The organism is Idiomarina fontislapidosi (assembly GCF_003226255.1).
Classification (GTDB): Bacteria; Pseudomonadota; Gammaproteobacteria; order Enterobacterales; family Alteromonadaceae; genus Idiomarina; species Idiomarina fontislapidosi.
The window spans coordinates 18,252-35,910 of the sequence record NZ_QJST01000014.1 but is presented as its reverse complement, the minus strand read 5'-3'; the positions used below and the strand labels follow the sequence as shown (position 1 = coordinate 35,910).

The window sequence follows — 17,659 nt, the reverse complement described above, 5'->3', positions numbered from 1 at the left end:
CTAGTGCTTGTGATCGCGCACAATGGCTCTGCCTAAATGCACGATAGCGCCAATAAAGAGCGTAAAGATGAGCAGCACCACAAAATTATACAGCCGATCGGGCTTGGTCGAGTACTCTGGGAATAGAGGAAACTCCAGTATAGACACTTGCTTTAATTTGCGCGCTGCCTCGATACGAGTGCTTTCGAGTGCAACCATTGCGTTTGAATAAAGCTCGAGCGCGAACTCGGCACGTAACTGCAGTGTTTGGAACTCGGCCGATGTTTTGTTGAGTGCGTCACCGCTTTCGCGCGTCAGCTTTGCTTGTTCTTCGTTTATTTGCTCGTCTAGCGAGCGGATCTCTCGGGTAATTTCCATTACCTGCGGTGAGGTACGACTTTGGTAGTCAAGCAGTGCCGTCTTACGCGCGGCGAGCGCGGCGCGCTGGGCTTGCAATTGCGATACGGTGGTGAAAATAGCTTGCACGGTCTGCGAAGGAGAGACTAAACCGTTCTCGTTTTGAAACGTGAGCAAGTTGTCACGCGCCTCAAACAGGCGCTCTTCGAGCGTGGCTACTTGTTTTTCGATAAACTTAACCTGCTCTTCGGCGAGCCGTTGTCCCATACTGTTCATATGGCGCTCACCCTCTTTAAGCAACGTTTCTACAATCGCTTGCGCCATTTGTGGGTCAAAGGCTTGTACCTCAATTTTCAGCACTGCTGCGTACTCATCAAATTCGATCGACATATGGTCGAGCATGTATTGGTGAAACACTTCGATGGGTGCGTTTTTATCCTCCAAGGCGGACCACGCATCAATAAAGTCTTGTGAGTAGTGAGTCCTTAGGTCGAGATCTTGCTGTAGTGCTTTTAGCATGGTGACCGACATTAAATGTTCGCGCAAGAGCAGGAGGTCGCCTGAACCCTGAGTCCCCGACAGTAAGGAGCTAATGTTCATGGACGACATACTGACCTCGGGGCTTTCGAGAACGATTTGTGCTCGCGACACATAGCGATCGGTCGCCATGAGGCTCCAATAAATTGCACCTATCAGGATAACTGCGGCGGCTATCGCCCAGTGCGGCTGATTCTTTATAAAATTCTTCATTTATTTTACTTCGCTTTTTTTGTCTTCGGTTTATGTCCTACGCTATCGTGATAGGCATCGATAGCGTCTTTTAGATCGTCAAACCAAATGGCTTTACCTTCGTGTAACCATATGCCTGACTGACACAAATCCTCAAGTATTTTGGTTGCATGAGACACCATAATCAGACTTGACTGACCCACACGCTCTTTAAAGGCTTTCTTCGCCTTTTGTTTGAAGCTTACGTCGCCCACCGCGGTCGCTTCATCCGACAAATACACATCAAAATTAAACGCCAACGATAGACCAAATGCTAAGCGTGAGCGCATGCCGCTTGAGTATGTGTGTATCGGCTGATCAAACGCCGGTCCGATTTCGGCAAAGTCTTGAACCTCATCAATAATGCGGTCAATGTCGGCATTACCACCGTGAATGCGGGCGACAAATTTAACGTTTTGCCGTCCTGTCATGGAGCCTTGAAAACCGCCACCTAAGCCGATTGGCCAAGAAACGCGACAGCGCTCGATGATCTCGCCTTTATCGGGCGAATCCATACCGCCGATAAGGCGCAACAAGGTGGATTTACCTGCGCCGTTTTTACCGACTAAGCCGACCGAGACGCCACGAGGAATTTTAAAATCCACGCCTTTGAGCACCCAGCCGCCGCCAAACGGACCATGATAACGCTTCCAGACATCTTTTGCCTCGATCATGGCGGGTTCGTTTTGTATATCCATTAGCGCGCCACCATACGTACTTTAAACTTAACATGCAGGGCTAAACCCAGTAACACCGTACAAATAGCCCACTGGTAAACATACCACAGGCTGACCCCTTGCACGGCGTGATAACTGCTAAAAAATTCAGCACGAATCAGTTCAACCGCATGCAATAAGGGATTGTAAAGTAAGTACTCTTGGATACCGTGGGGCATAAACTGTATGGGTATCATTACCCCCGATAAGAGATAAAGAGGAAACGAAATGAGATTAACAATTTTGGACGACTCTGGAAAAAAAGTGACCATCACCGAGGTCGTTAACCCCATGCCCAAACCCAATAAGCTCATCGCTAGGAGCACCTCAACCGCTTCGAGCGGCGCATCGGGCAACATATCAAAGCCCAAGCCAGTGAACATGAATACCATGATCATCAGGACAAAGGCCTGCAGCTTTGCCTCCATTGCGCAGCGCACCAGCACCGTATCAGCAGGGTGCACTTGCCGGTAGGCAAACAAGGCTTTGTTTGCTTGAATCGCATTCATGCCCTGTATCCACAGCGTACGGAACATAATAAAGGTGGTGATGCCTATTACCAACCAAGGAATAAATTCGGCCCCTGGAATTAGTCGGCCCTTGCCGATAAAGTCACGTACCGCAACCAAAATCACCACATGCAAGATGGGTTGTAAAAACAACCACACCGGCGCGAACCTATCGGTTGTCATGCGTGAGACAAACTCACGCATGAATAGCGCTGTCCAGACGTGCCAAGCCACTTTGTAAGGGCTACGCACCGCGGTTGCTGGATTCACGTCTTTCATTTATAGGTCCAACGCCACCTTGGTCGCGACCGCAATCTGATAAATGATTTGCGTAATTGACTGCGCCACTTGAAGGTTTTTCGAGCTTACGGCGGGCAACACGAGCACCTCATCACCGGGACGCAGGTCGGTGTTGTCTGCCTCAATGACTTCACCATTTTGGCGAACGATTAAAATACGGTCATCGTTGGCACGTTGGGTGAATCCACCTGCACCGTTAATGTATTCCTCTACCGATTTTCCTTCGACAAACACGGCGGACTGCGGCACGTAGACTTCGCCACTCACCAGCACCGAGTCGGTTTTCGCCGGTAAGGTCACGACGTCACCATGCTGTAAACGAATATCAACCAGCTGATCCTCGTTACTGACGACCAAGCGACCGCTCGGCTTCACGTTACGTGCCTTTTGCACAAACTGACTGATTAACTCCGCCTCTTGTGCCCGCACTGCCGCCTCTTCGGCTGTTGACGATGGCGCCCCCAAATAGGTTTGTTCCAGTCGGTCTAAACTCTCTTCTAATGCTTTCTTTTGCCGCTCGGCAACGCTCTGACGGCGAATCGAAATGTTTTTGTAGTCGGTCTCTTGTGGATCAACGGCTACTGTATTTAGGAATTCCATCAGACGCGCATTTTTCGGTAATACAAAATACGATTGGCCTAAATACTTACCCTCAACCTGCACTACAATTTTATCGGCGCGTTTATCGGCAAAGAATGCGATTTCATCACCGTCGGCTAATCCAGTGTCTGCAAACTGATTAATGGTTAAATAATCGGCGACCGGGTTACCCATCCGCGTACCCACTACCAGCGCGTGCGAAACACCCGGGTTTAAGCGCGCTAGGGCTTCGATCCTACTGCCCTTTACGCCATCTGCGGCAAGCTCATAATGATACGCTCGCCCGACATCGCCATACACCGTGACTTGAGGGCCTCGCGCCTTGACTAACAGGGTATCTCCTTCTTGTAGTTGCGGCTGGTTGAGCTCACCATCTATCAGGAAGTCGTAAAGGTCGAAGGTTTTGATGACTTCGCCGTTACGAATTAAGTCGATATTACGAAACGAACCCAGTTTGTTATCGATGCCCGATGCCTGATCCAAGAAATACAAAATTGAATCGCTGGGTACACCCGCATACTTACCGGGACGTTCAACATAGCCGGATACCATCACGCCCACCGGCTGCACACCCTGAACGTTGGTATAGACATTAACGTTTTTGGGATAAGTTGTTTTAATCGCTGAGGTAATGACCGAGTTCAGTTGCGCCGCTGTAACGCCCTGCACTTGCACGGGACCAACCGAGGGGATGAAAACAAACCCTTGCGCATCAACGGAAAGCACTGAGTCTACTTCGGTGGCCCCCCACACGCGCAAGGTGATTTGGTCACCTGGCAAAATGCGGTACTGTGGATTAAGGCCGTCTGAGCGCTTTACACGAAAACCACCATCAAAGACTTCGGCGCCAAATGGACGAATTTGGTTACGCTCTTCGGGCGACAACATTTCTTCCATGACAGGGCCGTATGTGCCGGTACTCCAGCTGCTACGCACTTGTTGTTCAGCAAATTGGGTAGAGAGCGGCGACGTAGGGTCAACATCACCAAACACTTGGCTTTGCGACACATTCGTTGGAGGCGCTTGATTGCTATTAGCGCCATTTGATCCCATGCGTTGTTCGAGCTGCTCTCGTTGCTCGGGCGAGAGATCTGAAATACTTTGAGCCGAAGCGGTTAAGCTCACAAACGACAAAAGCAGCGCTGCGATTCCTTGTTTATTTATGTTCATTTGCCGCCCCTGTTGAACGTTCTATCTATCGTTTTCATTATTCACTCGTTAAACTTTTTTGTAGTTTACCACTAGCCTAGTGCTTTAGAAAATAGTTGAAGCGCTGCTAAAACTGTTCGAAGGCCCGACTCAAACCCCACTCGTTGCTGTAATCACAAACGACCATGGTATTGGTTTGCGTTTCTGCCTCGAGGCACTCACGACCGCTGGCGGCGAAGTACCGTTTAACAATCGTTACGTTGTAATTGCGTTGGCTACGCGTGGTTAAGCTCAGTGACTGTCCCGGCACTGCGCTGGCGATCGCATCATAATTAGGTGATAAAATATAATCGACACTTTGGTGAGTGCCCTGCCAGTCACTGTTGTTATCTTTTTCGGGTTGGCTTGCACAGCCGCTCATACCTACTACGAGCACCCCAATTAGCGCTAACTTATTCATGTGCTACCTTATTTATCCTTACCACTCATTATAAAATCGGCTACGCGCATCGGTAATACCATAAAGGTGAGCAGCGCGTTGCAACATTTGTCCACCATCACGGGTGAGCGGCGTCCATCCAATTGCGCCTCGACCCGTGCTGTGATTTATTTGTAATAGATCGAACGGAATACTGATAAAGAAGCCTTTATTGAAACTCCCCTCGCCGAACTCTTCCGCTGATATGTTTGTCTTCGCAGCAAATGCGCCGACGATAATACCTGAATCAAATTTCTTCTCAAATTTGAAGTTGACGCCCCAGTCTTTTGCAAGGAAGCGGCCTGCCGATACGGTCAACAGTGTGTTGTCAAAGAAATAATCCGTGCGCAGATAACCCGTTAAATGCCCGGTTAGCACGTCGTAATCTCTAAATCCGAGGTGGTTTTCGAAGCTACGTTGGCGTGCATAGTTTATATCGACACCCACCGCCCACGGTTTATCAAGCGGACGATAGAGCCATTCGGTCCCGATACCGCCAAACATGCGCTCAAGATACCCACCGTAAAAGGAGCTGTAAAGGTTGTCTTGCCACTCTTTGACATAGGTGCCCTGTGCACGTGTGAGTACAATGTCCGATTGCGTTGAATATTCACGCACATAGGTTCGTACGCGCGGCAGCGGTGCTTCGCCCTCTTCAACGAGGTAATTAAATTTATCGTAATTATCGACAATGGTGCCACTGATCACGCCATTGACTAAGAAGTTCTCGGCAGGCACCCAATTAAAATAGCCATCCATACGCAGCTTGTACATGTAGAATGCTTCGGGTCCGCCAAATGACTGTTCTAAGTAAGGACGAAAACCAATATCCGGCAAGCCGAGTTCACTTGCGCGTTCAAACAGTAATTGATCGTCATCTTCTTGATTGACGTTCACCAGTTCGTAGCTGTCTTTGTAGCGCGTGGTAAAGTCAGCGCGATAAAATGCTCGCTTGAATGTCGGCGCATCGACATTGACTTGTGCGATAGGCATGCCCAGCACGTCATCAACAAACTGATATTGTGTGACCGAAGCCGGTAAATAATTAGCCAACACCGCCGCTGCTCTATCTAGGCTCATGGTTTCATAACGGTAGCGACTTTGGTTACCCACCAACGTGACTTTTTTGCCGTTGTCGCTAAGGTAAAAGCGCTTCAGGTAAAAGCCACTGGCTTTACGCAACTTGCTTCGCAACTCATCGGTATCGAGCTGATCCATTGAGGTGAGCTGCGGCTCGGTGGGTGCCGGTACTGGGTCGGTACGCTTGTATTGCGTCATATCGTCAAAGTTCGTACGGAAGCTAAACCCGAACATCCAGGTATTGCCCCGTTCGTAACTCAGTTTGAGGTTGACGTTATCGTTCATCCGATAGTGCAGGCCATAGTTCCAATGAGAATCCTGAATAATAGGTGTGCGCGATGATTCACGTGAGAAGTCGTTGGCGTCATACTCGACTTTCACAATCAGCGGATCCCACGGCGTTTGGTACTCTATCCCCCCAAATACGCCCGCGTTACCGGTAAACCAGTCACCGATCTCGAATTCACCACCCTCACCGCTGAGCTCATTGGCTCTATCACAAAAACGATCGGCAATATCACATAAGGGGTTGTCGATATTGCCTGAGCGGCCTAAATAACCCCAACCGATGCCTAACGTCACATCGACAGGACCAAAACGCTTACTTGCCGCGATGAACTCGGATGCAAATTGTCCGGTTCCGGCGATATCGCGTAAGCCTAAACTGGTTTCGGGAAGCCACCGAGTCTCCTCTAATAGCCGGATTTTAACGTCCAAGCCCCGGTCTTTATAGGTTTGGTCGCCACTAAAGCCCTCGGAATCACTGTATAAGCGAGTTCTTACATCGGTATAACGAATGGTGGACTCTAGCCATGGAAACAGTTGAAGACTCAACGCCATGCGGCGATATTCATCGTTATCGTAATAGAGCACCGAAAACTCACCATCTCGGTTCATGCGTCCGGTAGGTGTTTGCATCAAGCCCGCACCACCAATATCCGATTGTGTCGGCTGATAAATGCGATCGGCACTGATATCTTGCGCCAACAGATTGGGTATATAACCTAACGCAGCCATGGCCAGCGTATATACACTCCACTTTTTCATGACTGAGCTCCGTTAGGCAGAATAAATTTCGCCAGTAACATGAGTTCGAGATCCAACTGCTTGGTTTCGTCGGTAAGCCAATGCTCTGAAAGCAAGCGCACGCTATGAATCAGGTTACCTTTAATGGCACAGCGCTCGGCTTGCTCAGCGTTGACGGTTTGCATCGGGCTTCGTTCATCGTGTTGGTAACAGGCGGCCGGCAGGCGCTGGTTATAATAAGCGACAGGCTGCTTTGCCACAGTGCCATTAGGTAACGCACGCCATAAGAAATCACTATCGACACCGGCGAGATCCTCCGGAAGGCCCAATGTCAGCGCCTTGTGAGGAAAGCTATAGAGATGCCAGTTAAAGACTCGACCATCGGCACGGGTTAACAGCGGGTTCTGTTGCAGAATCAAGCGTGTTTGATCGGGCTTTAGGTTGAAGCTGTAGGTGGCTTGCAGTGGCCAACGGCTCACCTGCGCCGCCAGACGTTTGATGCTATCAGCCACTTGTTGTTCATCTTGGCGATTCCAGTGGCGTGCTAGCTGGTCGAGCTTTTCTACCATGCGCTCACGGTGTCGCTCCAACCTTGCTTGTAAAAAGTCGCTCGATAAGCGGCTCGCTGACCAGTTAATCTGAGCCAGGTCTTCAGCATTGAGATCGTTTAAAATACGCTCATAGACGTTTGAAATACGCTCGGATTGGCTGAGTTCGTAACTCTTTTGCCATGTAACGGCACCCGGTTGTTCTGCGTTCTGATGCAAATAGACGTTCACTTTAACTTGCGCTGCTGCAAACTGACTAAAACTCACCAGTAAGATAAGAAGCAATCCAATAGATGCACGCATTAGTTCGCCCCTCTCTTAGTATGACCCTGTTTTTGTACATCTTTTTTGTAGGGTTTGAGCTCTTCAGTGACCACTCTTGGTAATGCTTTAGAGAGTTGTTGCGACGACTTCACCACCCGTCCCGTTTCGGTGGATAGCCAATAGTCATTGGTCCACGTTACACCGTTATCTTGAGATATGTGTTCGCGCCAATGCACCGTATTCATTGTACGATTCATTGGAAGCTCAAGGGATTCTGAACCGACGCGAGTAAACTGCGAGGTAATCGTTTCGGTGGATGCCTGTTGTGCGACGCCTGATTGCACTTGAGCTCGCCATGTAAGTGAGCACTGACTGCTTTGCTGTGTGTTTGTTTGCGTGAGACATTTAAGCGGGTCGTTGCTTAGGTTACTGACCCATGCCAGTTCATTTAAATCACCCGTTACGCCTTGCGTTTGCACCACGCGACCATGCCGCGTTACGACGACTTCTTGATCGCCCGATAACCACTTGTAATGGTCGTTATCATCAAACCCAAGTCCTAACGCAATACGCCGCTGTTGATTAAAACGTGCATACATCATGGGGTAACTGATTTGTGCCAGTTGTTCTGGAGTGACGGTGATATCTTGATTGCCTGACCATGCAAACGCCAGTGTCTCTTTCATCGACTCAACGCGGTTCATACACCCTGACAGCAGGAAGGCGGCTGCAAGAGCGGGCAGAAATAAGCGGCTGTGGTGCATTGTTTTTGTTGTCATTCGACGCCGAGGAATTATCTATGGGTAAACAACTATAAACGAAAAAGCCGTCCATGTTGAGGACGGCTTTGTAAACACTTAGTTAAGTGTTACCAATTACTGGCCAGTACCTGTCGTAGTACCAGTACCCGTGCCCGTACCAGTCGCAGTTTCAGTACCTGTGCCTGGAGGGTTGGTTGTACCTGGATCTTCGTCATCGCCACCGTCAGCAGCAACCGCTACTGCAACACCCGCTGCAACAGCGCCCACGCCGATAACACCAGCGCTAACGCCACCAACACCCGTTGAGGTCGCACCTGCTGGCGTTCCTGATCCTGTTTCTGTTGCATCTTGCGCAGAAACTAGGCTTGGTGCCACTGCCAAAGCAGCTGCAGCAAACAAAGCTGAAAGTTTTTTCATAATTACACCTCTGTGTACACGTTCTACAAAATTCAATCGATTGGCCAATCAATCTTGCGAATTTAAAGCGCATTCATGATTAACTGATACGTTATCAGGTTTCCCTTGGTTTGCAAATTATTTTACTGTTTTAACACAATTTTTTCACAACATTGATCATAAGGTTTAATTGGGCGAAACTAACATTAACTAAACGTTTAGAGCTAACGATATGAAACGACTACTTTTGACCTCGGCTATCGTCGCGTCACTTGGGCTTAACAGTGCGGTAGCGCAACAATCTGCGTCACAACCTACGCTTCATCAGCAATTAAAGATGCAGCAGTTTTCGCTTGGTGAATCCCTAACTCTGCCCTTTGACAACGCATCAACGCAGTTTGTTGTTGGCGAAGGCAGTCGACCTGCTCAAGGTTTTTATGCACTCGATAAAGTGTTAAGCAACGGTAAGCTGCAACGTTTTGCAGCCAGTGTTTACCACACGCCCGAGCACACCATTTACACGCTGCAAAATGCTGATGGTAATTGGGTTAAGGTTTACCAAACTGGCCACCGCAGTAAAACCGTGCTTGTCAGTAACGAATACCCAGAACCCTTGCGTATGTCCGATGCGAACAAAGCCACGGAGCCGACCCAAGCGATTAACTGGCGCACAGCACAGGGTTCACCGGTGATGGCTGCCGATGCGATTACCACGGACGTGGCTTCTGATAGCAGTATCGATACGTTGATTCTATTTGATCCACGTTTACCCGCTTATATGGCAGAAAACCAAGCGATATTTGATGAAGACATTGAGTTTGCCGACGCAGTAACTAATTTCGTGTTTGAGCAATCCGAGCTTTCTTTATCGCACCGCATTGTAGGCGCTCATCCGATTGTTTTGCCTGTTACTGAAAATGATTTTGTGGGTGCTCCCTCTGCCGATATTTTGGATGAGCTGGTGAATAGCGGAATGGCCAGTCGGTTACGCGACCAATACAACGCTGACGTTATTCATTACATTGGCGTGAGCGATGATGTGTGCGGCCAAGCCTATGTGGCTTCGGATATCGCGGCGGATAATACGTTCTTTGGTATTTCACCCGACTTTCATATTGCGTTTACCACCTACCAATGTCTTGGCACAGGTACCTTCCCTCACGAGCTGGGTCATAATATTGGCTTACTGCATGACCGCTTTACACTTGAAAATAATGAGCAGGGCTCTGGGTCGCAGATTGATAACCACATTCCGTATGGCTACGTTGACCCGGCCGGCGAGTTTTACACTATTATGGCGTACGGCTCGAGCTGCCGCGAAGCGGTGCCTGAAGGTGCGTGTAACCGCGAGGCGCTTTACTCAAGTCCAGATTTAGATGTAGCGGGTACCCCCGCGGGCAAATCTGAAGCTGAAGTTGATGCGGCCAACGCAGCCAAAGCAACGACTTTGACCACGCCGTGGACGCGTCGTTTTCAACGCTGGAATGACTATTTGAATGTTGGCGTTGCAGTTGATGGAACGAGTGTTCAACTCCAACTGCCCGATGCAGCGGTCAGTGAGTACTTGGTACTCAACCGCAATTGCCATAGCAATCGTTATTTCACTCAGCAACAGATTGAAAACGGTCAAACCATTACGGGCTCAACACTCACCGGCACAATTGAGCCGGGTAACTTGGGCATTTGTGTATTGGCTCCATCTGATGATAACGGTTACCAACTCATTGGTGAGTTTTCTGCATCGGTCGCATCAAGTGGTGGCAATGATGCGTTTATCTTTACCAACGATAACGTGTTAAACGTAGGTGCGGGTGAAGCACAATCGTTCACTGTGCTGCTGAGCGACGACAGCATGCTTAATTCAAATATTGAGCTAGCCACTTACTTTGACGAGTCGATGGGTCGCCCGAGCCTCAGTGATGGTATTGCCCAGGCGAGTGAATGGTTTGATGTATCGGTGTCGGGCAGTGGTGCTGAGCGTACCTTAACCATTACGCCTAAGCGTTCACAGGCGGCGATTGCAGCTGAGTTGACGGACAGTGACCAACGTAACCTGTTTCAGCTTCCGCTGCGCGTAGTAAACACTAACTTCTCGGAGTACAGTGTGTCGAGCATGATTTGGTGGGAGGGTCCAACGACTGCTGAGACGCCCGTTACAGGATACCTTACTGAGGGCTATGAGATTATATCTGATACCGCAGTAAGCCTGACTGCCGAATTGGTCAATGTGCCGACTGATGTCATCCCGACCTACTCAGTGAGTGGTGACGTCAACATTGATAACCTGACCGTTACGCAAACCGATCGTACGACGACCTCGCAGGGCGATGTCATTACTTTATCCATAGAGGGCGATGCGACACCTATTACAAACACGGGTACGGTGACTGTGGTTGCTGACTTGGGTGTGCAAGGTACTCCTGATGTGGAAATCCCGATTCGTGCTTATGGCAATAACCAGCCCGATATCGTGAGCTTTACGGCGAGTAGCAACTCGATTCTTGAAGATGAGCCGTTTACATTGACGGTAACCTTAAACGAGCCGAGTGACACGTCGTTTTATGACACCTTAACCGTTGAGCAACGTTTACCCGGACGCGATAACGTCGTATTCCAACCGACACGTAGCGATGCCAATGTGTTTGAGTTTGATATTCCAGGTCAGGCATCGGGGGCGTATGACTTTGTTGCATCGGTCAGCGATGCCGACGGCAATACCGTTATGGATACCATCAGTATCTCGGTTGAGGCGATTGAGCCCGTGAGTGTTGATGCGATGAACTTCTCATCGGCGACTGTTCGCGCGGGTGGTTCAACCACCGCAACGATCACGACATCAGGTAACCTCGAATTAGAGACGGCGGCGTGGTCGGTTGATGATACGTCGGTCACTATCAGTAACGAAGAACTCACCTCTGCACGGTTTAGCTTTGCTGAACAAGGCACTTTTACCCTCTCGGTAACAGTGACAGATACGGGCGGTAACTCTGATACCTTTGAAGAAACCATTGACGTGGCTGCTGCACCGACGACTACGACTGGGGGTGATTCAGGTGGTGGTAGTAGTGGCGGAAGTAGTGGTTGGTTAATGTTATTACTGCTCGCCAGCTTAGGTGGACTCAAACAAGGCTGGATAAAAAAGCGGGGCCGTTAAGCCCCGCAAACCACCTTGCTCGGAGTGGAAACCTTAAAACTTGTAGGTAATACCCACACGAAACTCGTTGTCGATATCGTCGAAGTTACCGCGAAAACCGATATCGGCAGCGAAACGTTGGTCGAAGTTATAACGCACTTTTGCGCCCACTGACGCATAACCATCTAATGCAGAATCATAGGTCGCATCAAACATAGCTGTTGCTTGTGTGCTTAAGCCGACTTCGGTACCGATACCGACATAACCACCGGTGTCATCGGTGTTACCAAAATCGTAATGGCTCATACCGCCTTTCAAGAACAATGGACTGTTGCTCAACAAATATTGACCGCCCAAACGCGTGCCAAAATCACCGATATCAAACGCCTCACCTTCAATCACCCAATGTGAATCGACTTGACGTGAGCCTTTAATGTAAAAGTCTGAATCGCCAAAATCGTTGTAACCACCACTGACATAGTTACGATCTTCTGCGTGTGCAGTCATTGCAACCGATGCGGCTAGGATACCTGTGAGTGCTAAAATACGTTTCATCATACTGCCTCCTGTTGAGTCTTAATTCTATTATGCGGTTCCTCAGATATTTGGCTAGGGCAGTCGGCGTAAAGGTTTTGAAAAGGCAAAAAAAAGAGCAAGCTCAATGGCTTGCTCTTGTGTCTAATCATTGTTCGATCGTTAGAACTGGGTACGCGCGTTACGGAACATGCGCATCCACGGGCTGTCTTCGCCCCACTCATCTGGATGCCAGCTGTTGGCTACCGTGCGGAATACACGCTCAGGGTGTGGCATCATTGCCGTGACACGTCCGTCGCGGCTAGTGACTGCGGTAATCCCATTAGGCGAGCCATTTGGGTTGGCAGGATACTGCTCTGCTACCTCACCCCAGTTATCGATATAGCGCAAGGCAACCTGTCCGGCTTGTTCCAACTGTGCTTGTTGGTCCGCTGCTGCAAACTCGGCACGCCCCTCACCGTGAGATACAGCGATAGGCATTTTCGACCCTTGCATACCCGCAAAGAACGCCGAGTTTGTCGATTGTACCTCAACCAAGCTAAAGCGTGCTTCAAAGCGCTCACTGCGGTTGGTCACAAATCGTGGCCAGTGTTCGGTGCCTGGGATCAAGGTTTTCAATGTTGATAACATCTGACAGCCATTACACACACCTAAGGCGAGTGTATTGTCGCGATTAAAGAAGGCTTCGAACTGATCACGTGCACGTTGATTAAAGAGGATGGACTTCGCCCAACCTTCACCCGCACCTAATACGTCACCGTACGAGAATCCACCACACGCGGCGAGTGCCTGCATCTCATCTAAGCTGACACGTCCGTTGAGGATATCGCTCATGTGCACATCAATGGCTTCAAAACCTGCTCGGTCAAAAGCCGCCGCCATCTCGTAGTGAGAGTTCACGCCTTGCTCGCGCAGAATCGCCACCTTAGGTGCGGCGCCTTTGGCGATATATGGAGCGGCGATGTCTTCATGCACATCAAAGGTTAAATCAGCCTGTAACCCTGGGTCATCCACGCGTTGCTTAAGCTGGAACTCTTCATCTGCACAGACAGGGTTGTCACGTAGACGTTGCATCTGGTGCGTGGTTTCGGCCCACAAAGTACGGTAATGCGTGCGCGACGAATCAATCACTGCATCACCGTTGTGAATGAGTTTAATTTCGTCACGCTCGGTAGGTTGGCCGATGACATGCACGAGATTTTCGAGGCCCGCTTTTTGGAACGCTGAGAGCACGTGTTCACGCTGATCAGCCGTGACTTGTATGACCGCACCCAGCTCCTCGCTAAACAAGGCAGCGAGTGGCTCATCACCCAACGCACTCAGATCGGCGTGGACACCACAGTGGCCCGCAAATGCCATTTCGGCGAGTGTTGTCATTAATCCGCCATCAGAGCGGTCATGGTATGCAAGAATACGTCCCTCAGAGATGAGCTGCTGAAGTGTATCGAAGAACGCTTTAAACTGTGCTGTATCGTCTAGGTCGGGTGTTTGTTCGCCCAGTTGTTTATAGACTTGTGCGAGTGCCGAACCACCTAAGCGGTTTTTACCTTGGCCTAAATCGATAGCGATAAGGTGCGTATCACCTTTATCAAGACGCAGTTGTGGTGTCACGGTGTTACGTACATCGTTCACTCGTGCAAAAGCGGTAATCACCAATGACAATGGCGCGGTTACGGCTTTGTCCTCGCCCGCTTCTTGCCACTGGGTTTTCATCGACATCGAGTCTTTACCCACCGGAATGGTAATTTCCAATGCTGGGCACAGTTCTTCACCGATCGCTTTTACTGCCTCATAGAGACCTGCATCTTCGCCGGGGTGACCAGCCGCGGCCATCCAGTTAGCTGACAATTTAACGCGTTTTAGTTCACCTACCTCGGCGGCTGCAAGGTTAGTCAATGCCTCAGCGACTGCCATGCGCGCAGAGGCGCCATAGTTTAGCAGTGCCAACGGCGTGCGTTCACCCATTGCCATTGCTTCGCCATGATAGGTGTCGTAGGAGGCTGCCGTCACCGCTACATCGGCTACTGGCACCTGCCATGGACCGACCATTTGGTCACGCGCAACCAAGCCCGTCACAGAGCGATCGCCGATGGTGATTAAGAAGGTCTTTTCAGCAATGCTCGGTAAACGCATTAAGCGTTCTGCTGCTTCGTTCGCATCGATACCCGTCAGCTTAAGCGATTCGCCCGCTGCCTGTTGGCGTTTAACATCACGGTGCATTTTAGGGGGTTTGCCCAGAAGTACATCGAGGGGGAGATCAATCGGTTGATTGTTGAACTTGGCATCGTTTAATAAGATGGTGAGCTCTTCGGTCGCTTCACCAATCACGGCATACTCGGCACGCTCGCGTTCACAAATTTGTTCAAAGCGCGCCATGTTTTCGGGGGCGATAGCAATCACGTAACGCTCTTGCGATTCGTTACACCAGATTTCTAACGGTGTCATGCCGGGCTCATCGTTTGGAATATCGCGCAGCTCAAAACGACCACCACGCCCGCCATCGCTGACGAGTTCAGGCATCGCGTTCGATAAGCCACCCGCGCCGACATCATGAATAAAGGCAATCGGGTTATCTGAGCCGAGCTGCCAACAGCGATCGATGACCTCTTGGCAACGGCGTTCCATCTCTGGGTTATCACGCTGTACCGAGGCAAAATCAAGGTCTTCTGCTGACTCACCCGAAGCCATTGACGATGCGGCACCGCCGCCTAGACCGATGTTCATCGCAGGGCCGCCCAACACGACAAGTTTTGCGCCGACTGGGATATCATCTTTTTGTACGTGCGCTTCGCGGATATTACCTAAGCCGCCGGCGATCATGATCGGTTTGTGATAACCCCGTACTTCGCGACCATTATGACTATTCACCGTTTGCTCGTAAGTACGGAAGTAACCTGTCAGCGCCGGACGACCAAATTCATTATTAAATGCGGCACCACCGAGCGGTCCCTCGAGCATGATATCGAGCGCACTCACGATGCGTGCTGGCTTACCGTAGTTTTCTTCCCACGGTTGTTTAAAGCCGGGAATATTTAAGTTTGATACACTAAACCCGACTAAGCCCGCTTTAGGCTTAGAACCAATGCCGGTTGCACCTTCATCACGAATTTCACCGCCTGACCCCGTTGCTGCACCGGCGTAAGGTGCAATTGCTGTCGGGTGGTTATGGGTCTCAACCTTCATCAAAATGTGAATCGGCTCGTGGTTATAGCTGTAAGTCGTGGATTCGGGCGCTGGATAAAAACGTCCGGCTTCGTGACCTTCCATGACCGCAGCATTGTCTTTATAGGCAGAAAGAACATAGTCTGGTGTGACTTCGAAGGTGTTCTTGATCATCTTGAATAGCGATTTCGGCTGAGCCTCACCATCGATGGTCCAGTCGGCATTAAAGATTTTGTGACGACAGTGCTCAGAGTTTGCCTGAGCAAACATATACAGTTCGATGTCGTTAGGGTTACGACCTAACTTCTTGAAGTTTTCGAGTAAGTAATCGATTTCATCATCGGCCAAGGCTAAACCAAGCGATACGTTCGCGTCCTCAAGTGCCACGCGCCCTTCGGCGAGTATATCGACACTGGATAGTGGCGCTGGCTCGGCTTGCTGGAACAGCTTTTGTGCATCACTCATGTGATAGAGCACGCTCTCGGTCATACGATCATGTAACAGCGCCGCCGCTTGTTTTTGTTCGTCGGCTGACAAATCACCCTCTACATAGTAAGCCACACCACGTTCAATGCGGTGAACTTCCTTGATATCACAGTTATGCGCGATGTTCGTTGCTTTAGATGCCCAGGGCGAGATAGTACCGAGACGCGGTACGACCAAAATAAGCGTGCTGGATTCGCTAGGTGATTGTCGTTGAGCTGTGGGGCCGTAAGTGAGAAGTTGCTTGAGTGTGTCGTGATGCGCGTCAGAGAGTGTGTTGCGGAGGTGAATAAAGTGCTGATATTCCGCATATAAACTCTTTATGGGGATCCCCGCATGTTTGAGTTGTTCAAGCTTTTTTGTAATTTTGAACGCCGATAAGGCAGGTGAACCACGAAAGATTTCCACGACAACAGTCTCCAACGCTTGTGTAAAATTTGCGCGGCGATTATATCGAAAAAACCCCTCGCCCGCCATGTTTCACTGATGCTTTTTAAGTGACAGCCTAGGAACTGATCTGCTAGGATCGAATTCCACCTGTAAAGGAGTCTTTTATGTCACAACGCCGAATTAATAAGACCGCCAATGATGCTCGCCGACGCGCTGTTGTCCGCGCACGCCGTAAACGGATTATCGAACGCCGAGAAAAATGGTTCCGCTTGGTGAAAAAGGAAGGCTCACCCAAATTAGAAAGCTAAGCATTTGCTTAGCTTTCTACGTTTTAATATGATGAAAATTATAGACTTTTCACTTTCTCTTGCCATTATTAGAATTAATGCTACATTCAGAATGCATTTTTCACGGTTTTTGACGTCAGTTTTTCACGTCAAAGAATAACTACTCTAATTTTTTGTAAATTGCCTTTACTCGGGGATAGACTCTGTTTGGTCAGATTAAGCAACCGAGGCGTCTCGTATGGACACGCAGACATTCGGTGGTTGGTATGTGCTGAAAACTAAACCGCGTCAGGAAGACCGAGCACTGGAAAATCTCAACCGCCAAGGCTTTAAATGTTTTGGACCAAGGTTAAAAGTCGAACGCATTATTCGTGGTAAGCGCAGCTTACGTACGGAGCCGCTATTTCCCGGCTATGTTTTTGTTCAATCTGAACAGCTGGCTACGCAATTTTATAAATTACGTAGTACCTATGGGGTACATTCGCTCGTGCGGTTTGGCGATCGGATCCCAAAGCTTCCGCAGTCATGGATAGACTCTCTAACAGGCAGGGATGCCTTGGCGGAGACTCGAGCGCCCGAGATCGGCGACCACGTCGAAATCGGTGAAGGCCCCTTCAAAGGCTTTATGGCAAAAGTGATTGGCTTAGATGGTGAGTCGCGTTGCTTTGTTCTGCTTGAGTGGATGCAAAAAGAGGTCAAAGCCTCATTGTCTTATCACGAGTTACATCTTCAATAGCCT

General features: G+C 49.7%; 14 protein-coding genes. 3 read left to right on the top strand and 11 right to left on the bottom strand.

Annotated features, from left to right (window positions below):
• From DFP83_RS11915 to DFP83_RS11875, 9 genes are all read right to left on the bottom strand, one after another.
• Positions 1-1,086: a KpsE/RkpR family capsule polysaccharide export protein gene (locus DFP83_RS11915; RefSeq protein WP_110576026.1), complete on the bottom strand. Its 1,086-nt coding sequence runs from the start codon at positions 1,084-1,086 to the stop codon at positions 1-3.
• 5 nt (positions 1,087-1,091) lie between these two features.
• Positions 1,092-1,802, bottom strand: a complete 711-nt coding sequence (locus DFP83_RS11910) for an ABC transporter ATP-binding protein (protein ID WP_241971642.1) — start codon at positions 1,800-1,802, stop codon at positions 1,092-1,094.
• Positions 1,802-2,608 carry an ABC transporter permease gene (locus DFP83_RS11905; protein ID WP_110576024.1) on the bottom strand — a complete coding sequence of 269 codons (807 nt, stop codon included), beginning with the start codon at positions 2,606-2,608 and terminating at the stop codon, positions 1,802-1,804. The genes DFP83_RS11910 and DFP83_RS11905 overlap by 1 nt, the downstream gene beginning before the upstream one ends.
• Positions 2,609-4,399: a polysaccharide biosynthesis/export family protein gene (locus tag DFP83_RS11900; protein WP_110576022.1), complete on the bottom strand. Its 1,791-nt coding sequence runs from the start codon at positions 4,397-4,399 to the stop codon at positions 2,609-2,611.
• Positions 4,400-4,505: 106 nt separating this feature from the next.
• Positions 4,506-4,838, bottom strand: a complete 333-nt coding sequence (locus DFP83_RS11895; protein ID WP_110576020.1) for a hypothetical protein — start codon at positions 4,836-4,838, stop codon at positions 4,506-4,508.
• A gap of 18 nt (positions 4,839-4,856) precedes the next feature.
• Positions 4,857-6,983 carry a YjbH domain-containing protein gene (locus DFP83_RS11890; protein WP_110576018.1) on the bottom strand — a complete coding sequence of 709 codons (2,127 nt, stop codon included), beginning with the start codon at positions 6,981-6,983 and terminating at the stop codon, positions 4,857-4,859.
• Entirely contained in the window at positions 6,980-7,813 is an 834-nt protein-coding gene (locus DFP83_RS11885; RefSeq protein WP_110576015.1) for a capsule biosynthesis GfcC D2 domain-containing protein, read from the bottom strand. The genes DFP83_RS11890 and DFP83_RS11885 overlap by 4 nt, the downstream gene beginning before the upstream one ends.
• The gene (locus DFP83_RS11880; protein WP_110576013.1) at positions 7,813-8,553 is read right to left on the bottom strand and encodes a YjbF family lipoprotein; all 741 of its coding nucleotides are present in this window, start codon (positions 8,551-8,553) and stop codon (positions 7,813-7,815) included. The genes DFP83_RS11885 and DFP83_RS11880 overlap by 1 nt, the downstream gene beginning before the upstream one ends.
• Before the next feature lie 96 nt (positions 8,554-8,649).
• Complete coding sequence (locus tag DFP83_RS11875) at positions 8,650-8,952, bottom strand: hypothetical protein (RefSeq protein ID WP_181416416.1); 303 nt, start codon at positions 8,950-8,952, stop codon at positions 8,650-8,652.
• 211 nt (positions 8,953-9,163) lie between these two features.
• Between DFP83_RS11875 and DFP83_RS11870 the strand changes: the two genes are divergently transcribed.
• Entirely contained in the window at positions 9,164-12,085 is a 2,922-nt protein-coding gene (locus DFP83_RS11870; RefSeq protein ID WP_110576011.1) for a zinc-dependent metalloprotease family protein, read from the top strand.
• 33 nt (positions 12,086-12,118) lie between these two features.
• Here the strand turns inward: DFP83_RS11870 and DFP83_RS11865 are convergent, their stop codons facing one another.
• Together DFP83_RS11865 and purL are read right to left on the bottom strand one after the other, a co-directional pair.
• A complete protein-coding gene (locus DFP83_RS11865) occupies positions 12,119-12,622 on the bottom strand; it encodes a hypothetical protein (RefSeq protein ID WP_241971643.1) in 504 nt (167 codons plus the stop codon).
• 138 nt (positions 12,623-12,760) lie between these two features.
• The gene (purL, locus tag DFP83_RS11860) at positions 12,761-16,651 is read right to left on the bottom strand and encodes a phosphoribosylformylglycinamidine synthase (protein WP_110576090.1); all 3,891 of its coding nucleotides are present in this window, start codon (positions 16,649-16,651) and stop codon (positions 12,761-12,763) included.
• Positions 16,652-16,797: 146 nt separating this feature from the next.
• On the opposite strand from purL, the gene DFP83_RS13565 reads away from it, so the two are divergent.
• Together DFP83_RS13565 and rfaH are read left to right on the top strand one after the other, a co-directional pair.
• Positions 16,798-16,941, top strand: a complete 144-nt coding sequence (locus DFP83_RS13565; protein ID WP_157981568.1) for a hypothetical protein — start codon at positions 16,798-16,800, stop codon at positions 16,939-16,941.
• Between the two features lie 217 nt (positions 16,942-17,158).
• Positions 17,159-17,656: a transcription/translation regulatory transformer protein RfaH gene (rfaH, locus tag DFP83_RS11855; RefSeq protein WP_110576009.1), complete on the top strand. Its 498-nt coding sequence runs from the start codon at positions 17,159-17,161 to the stop codon at positions 17,654-17,656.
• The last annotated feature ends 3 nt before the right edge of the window (positions 17,657-17,659 follow it).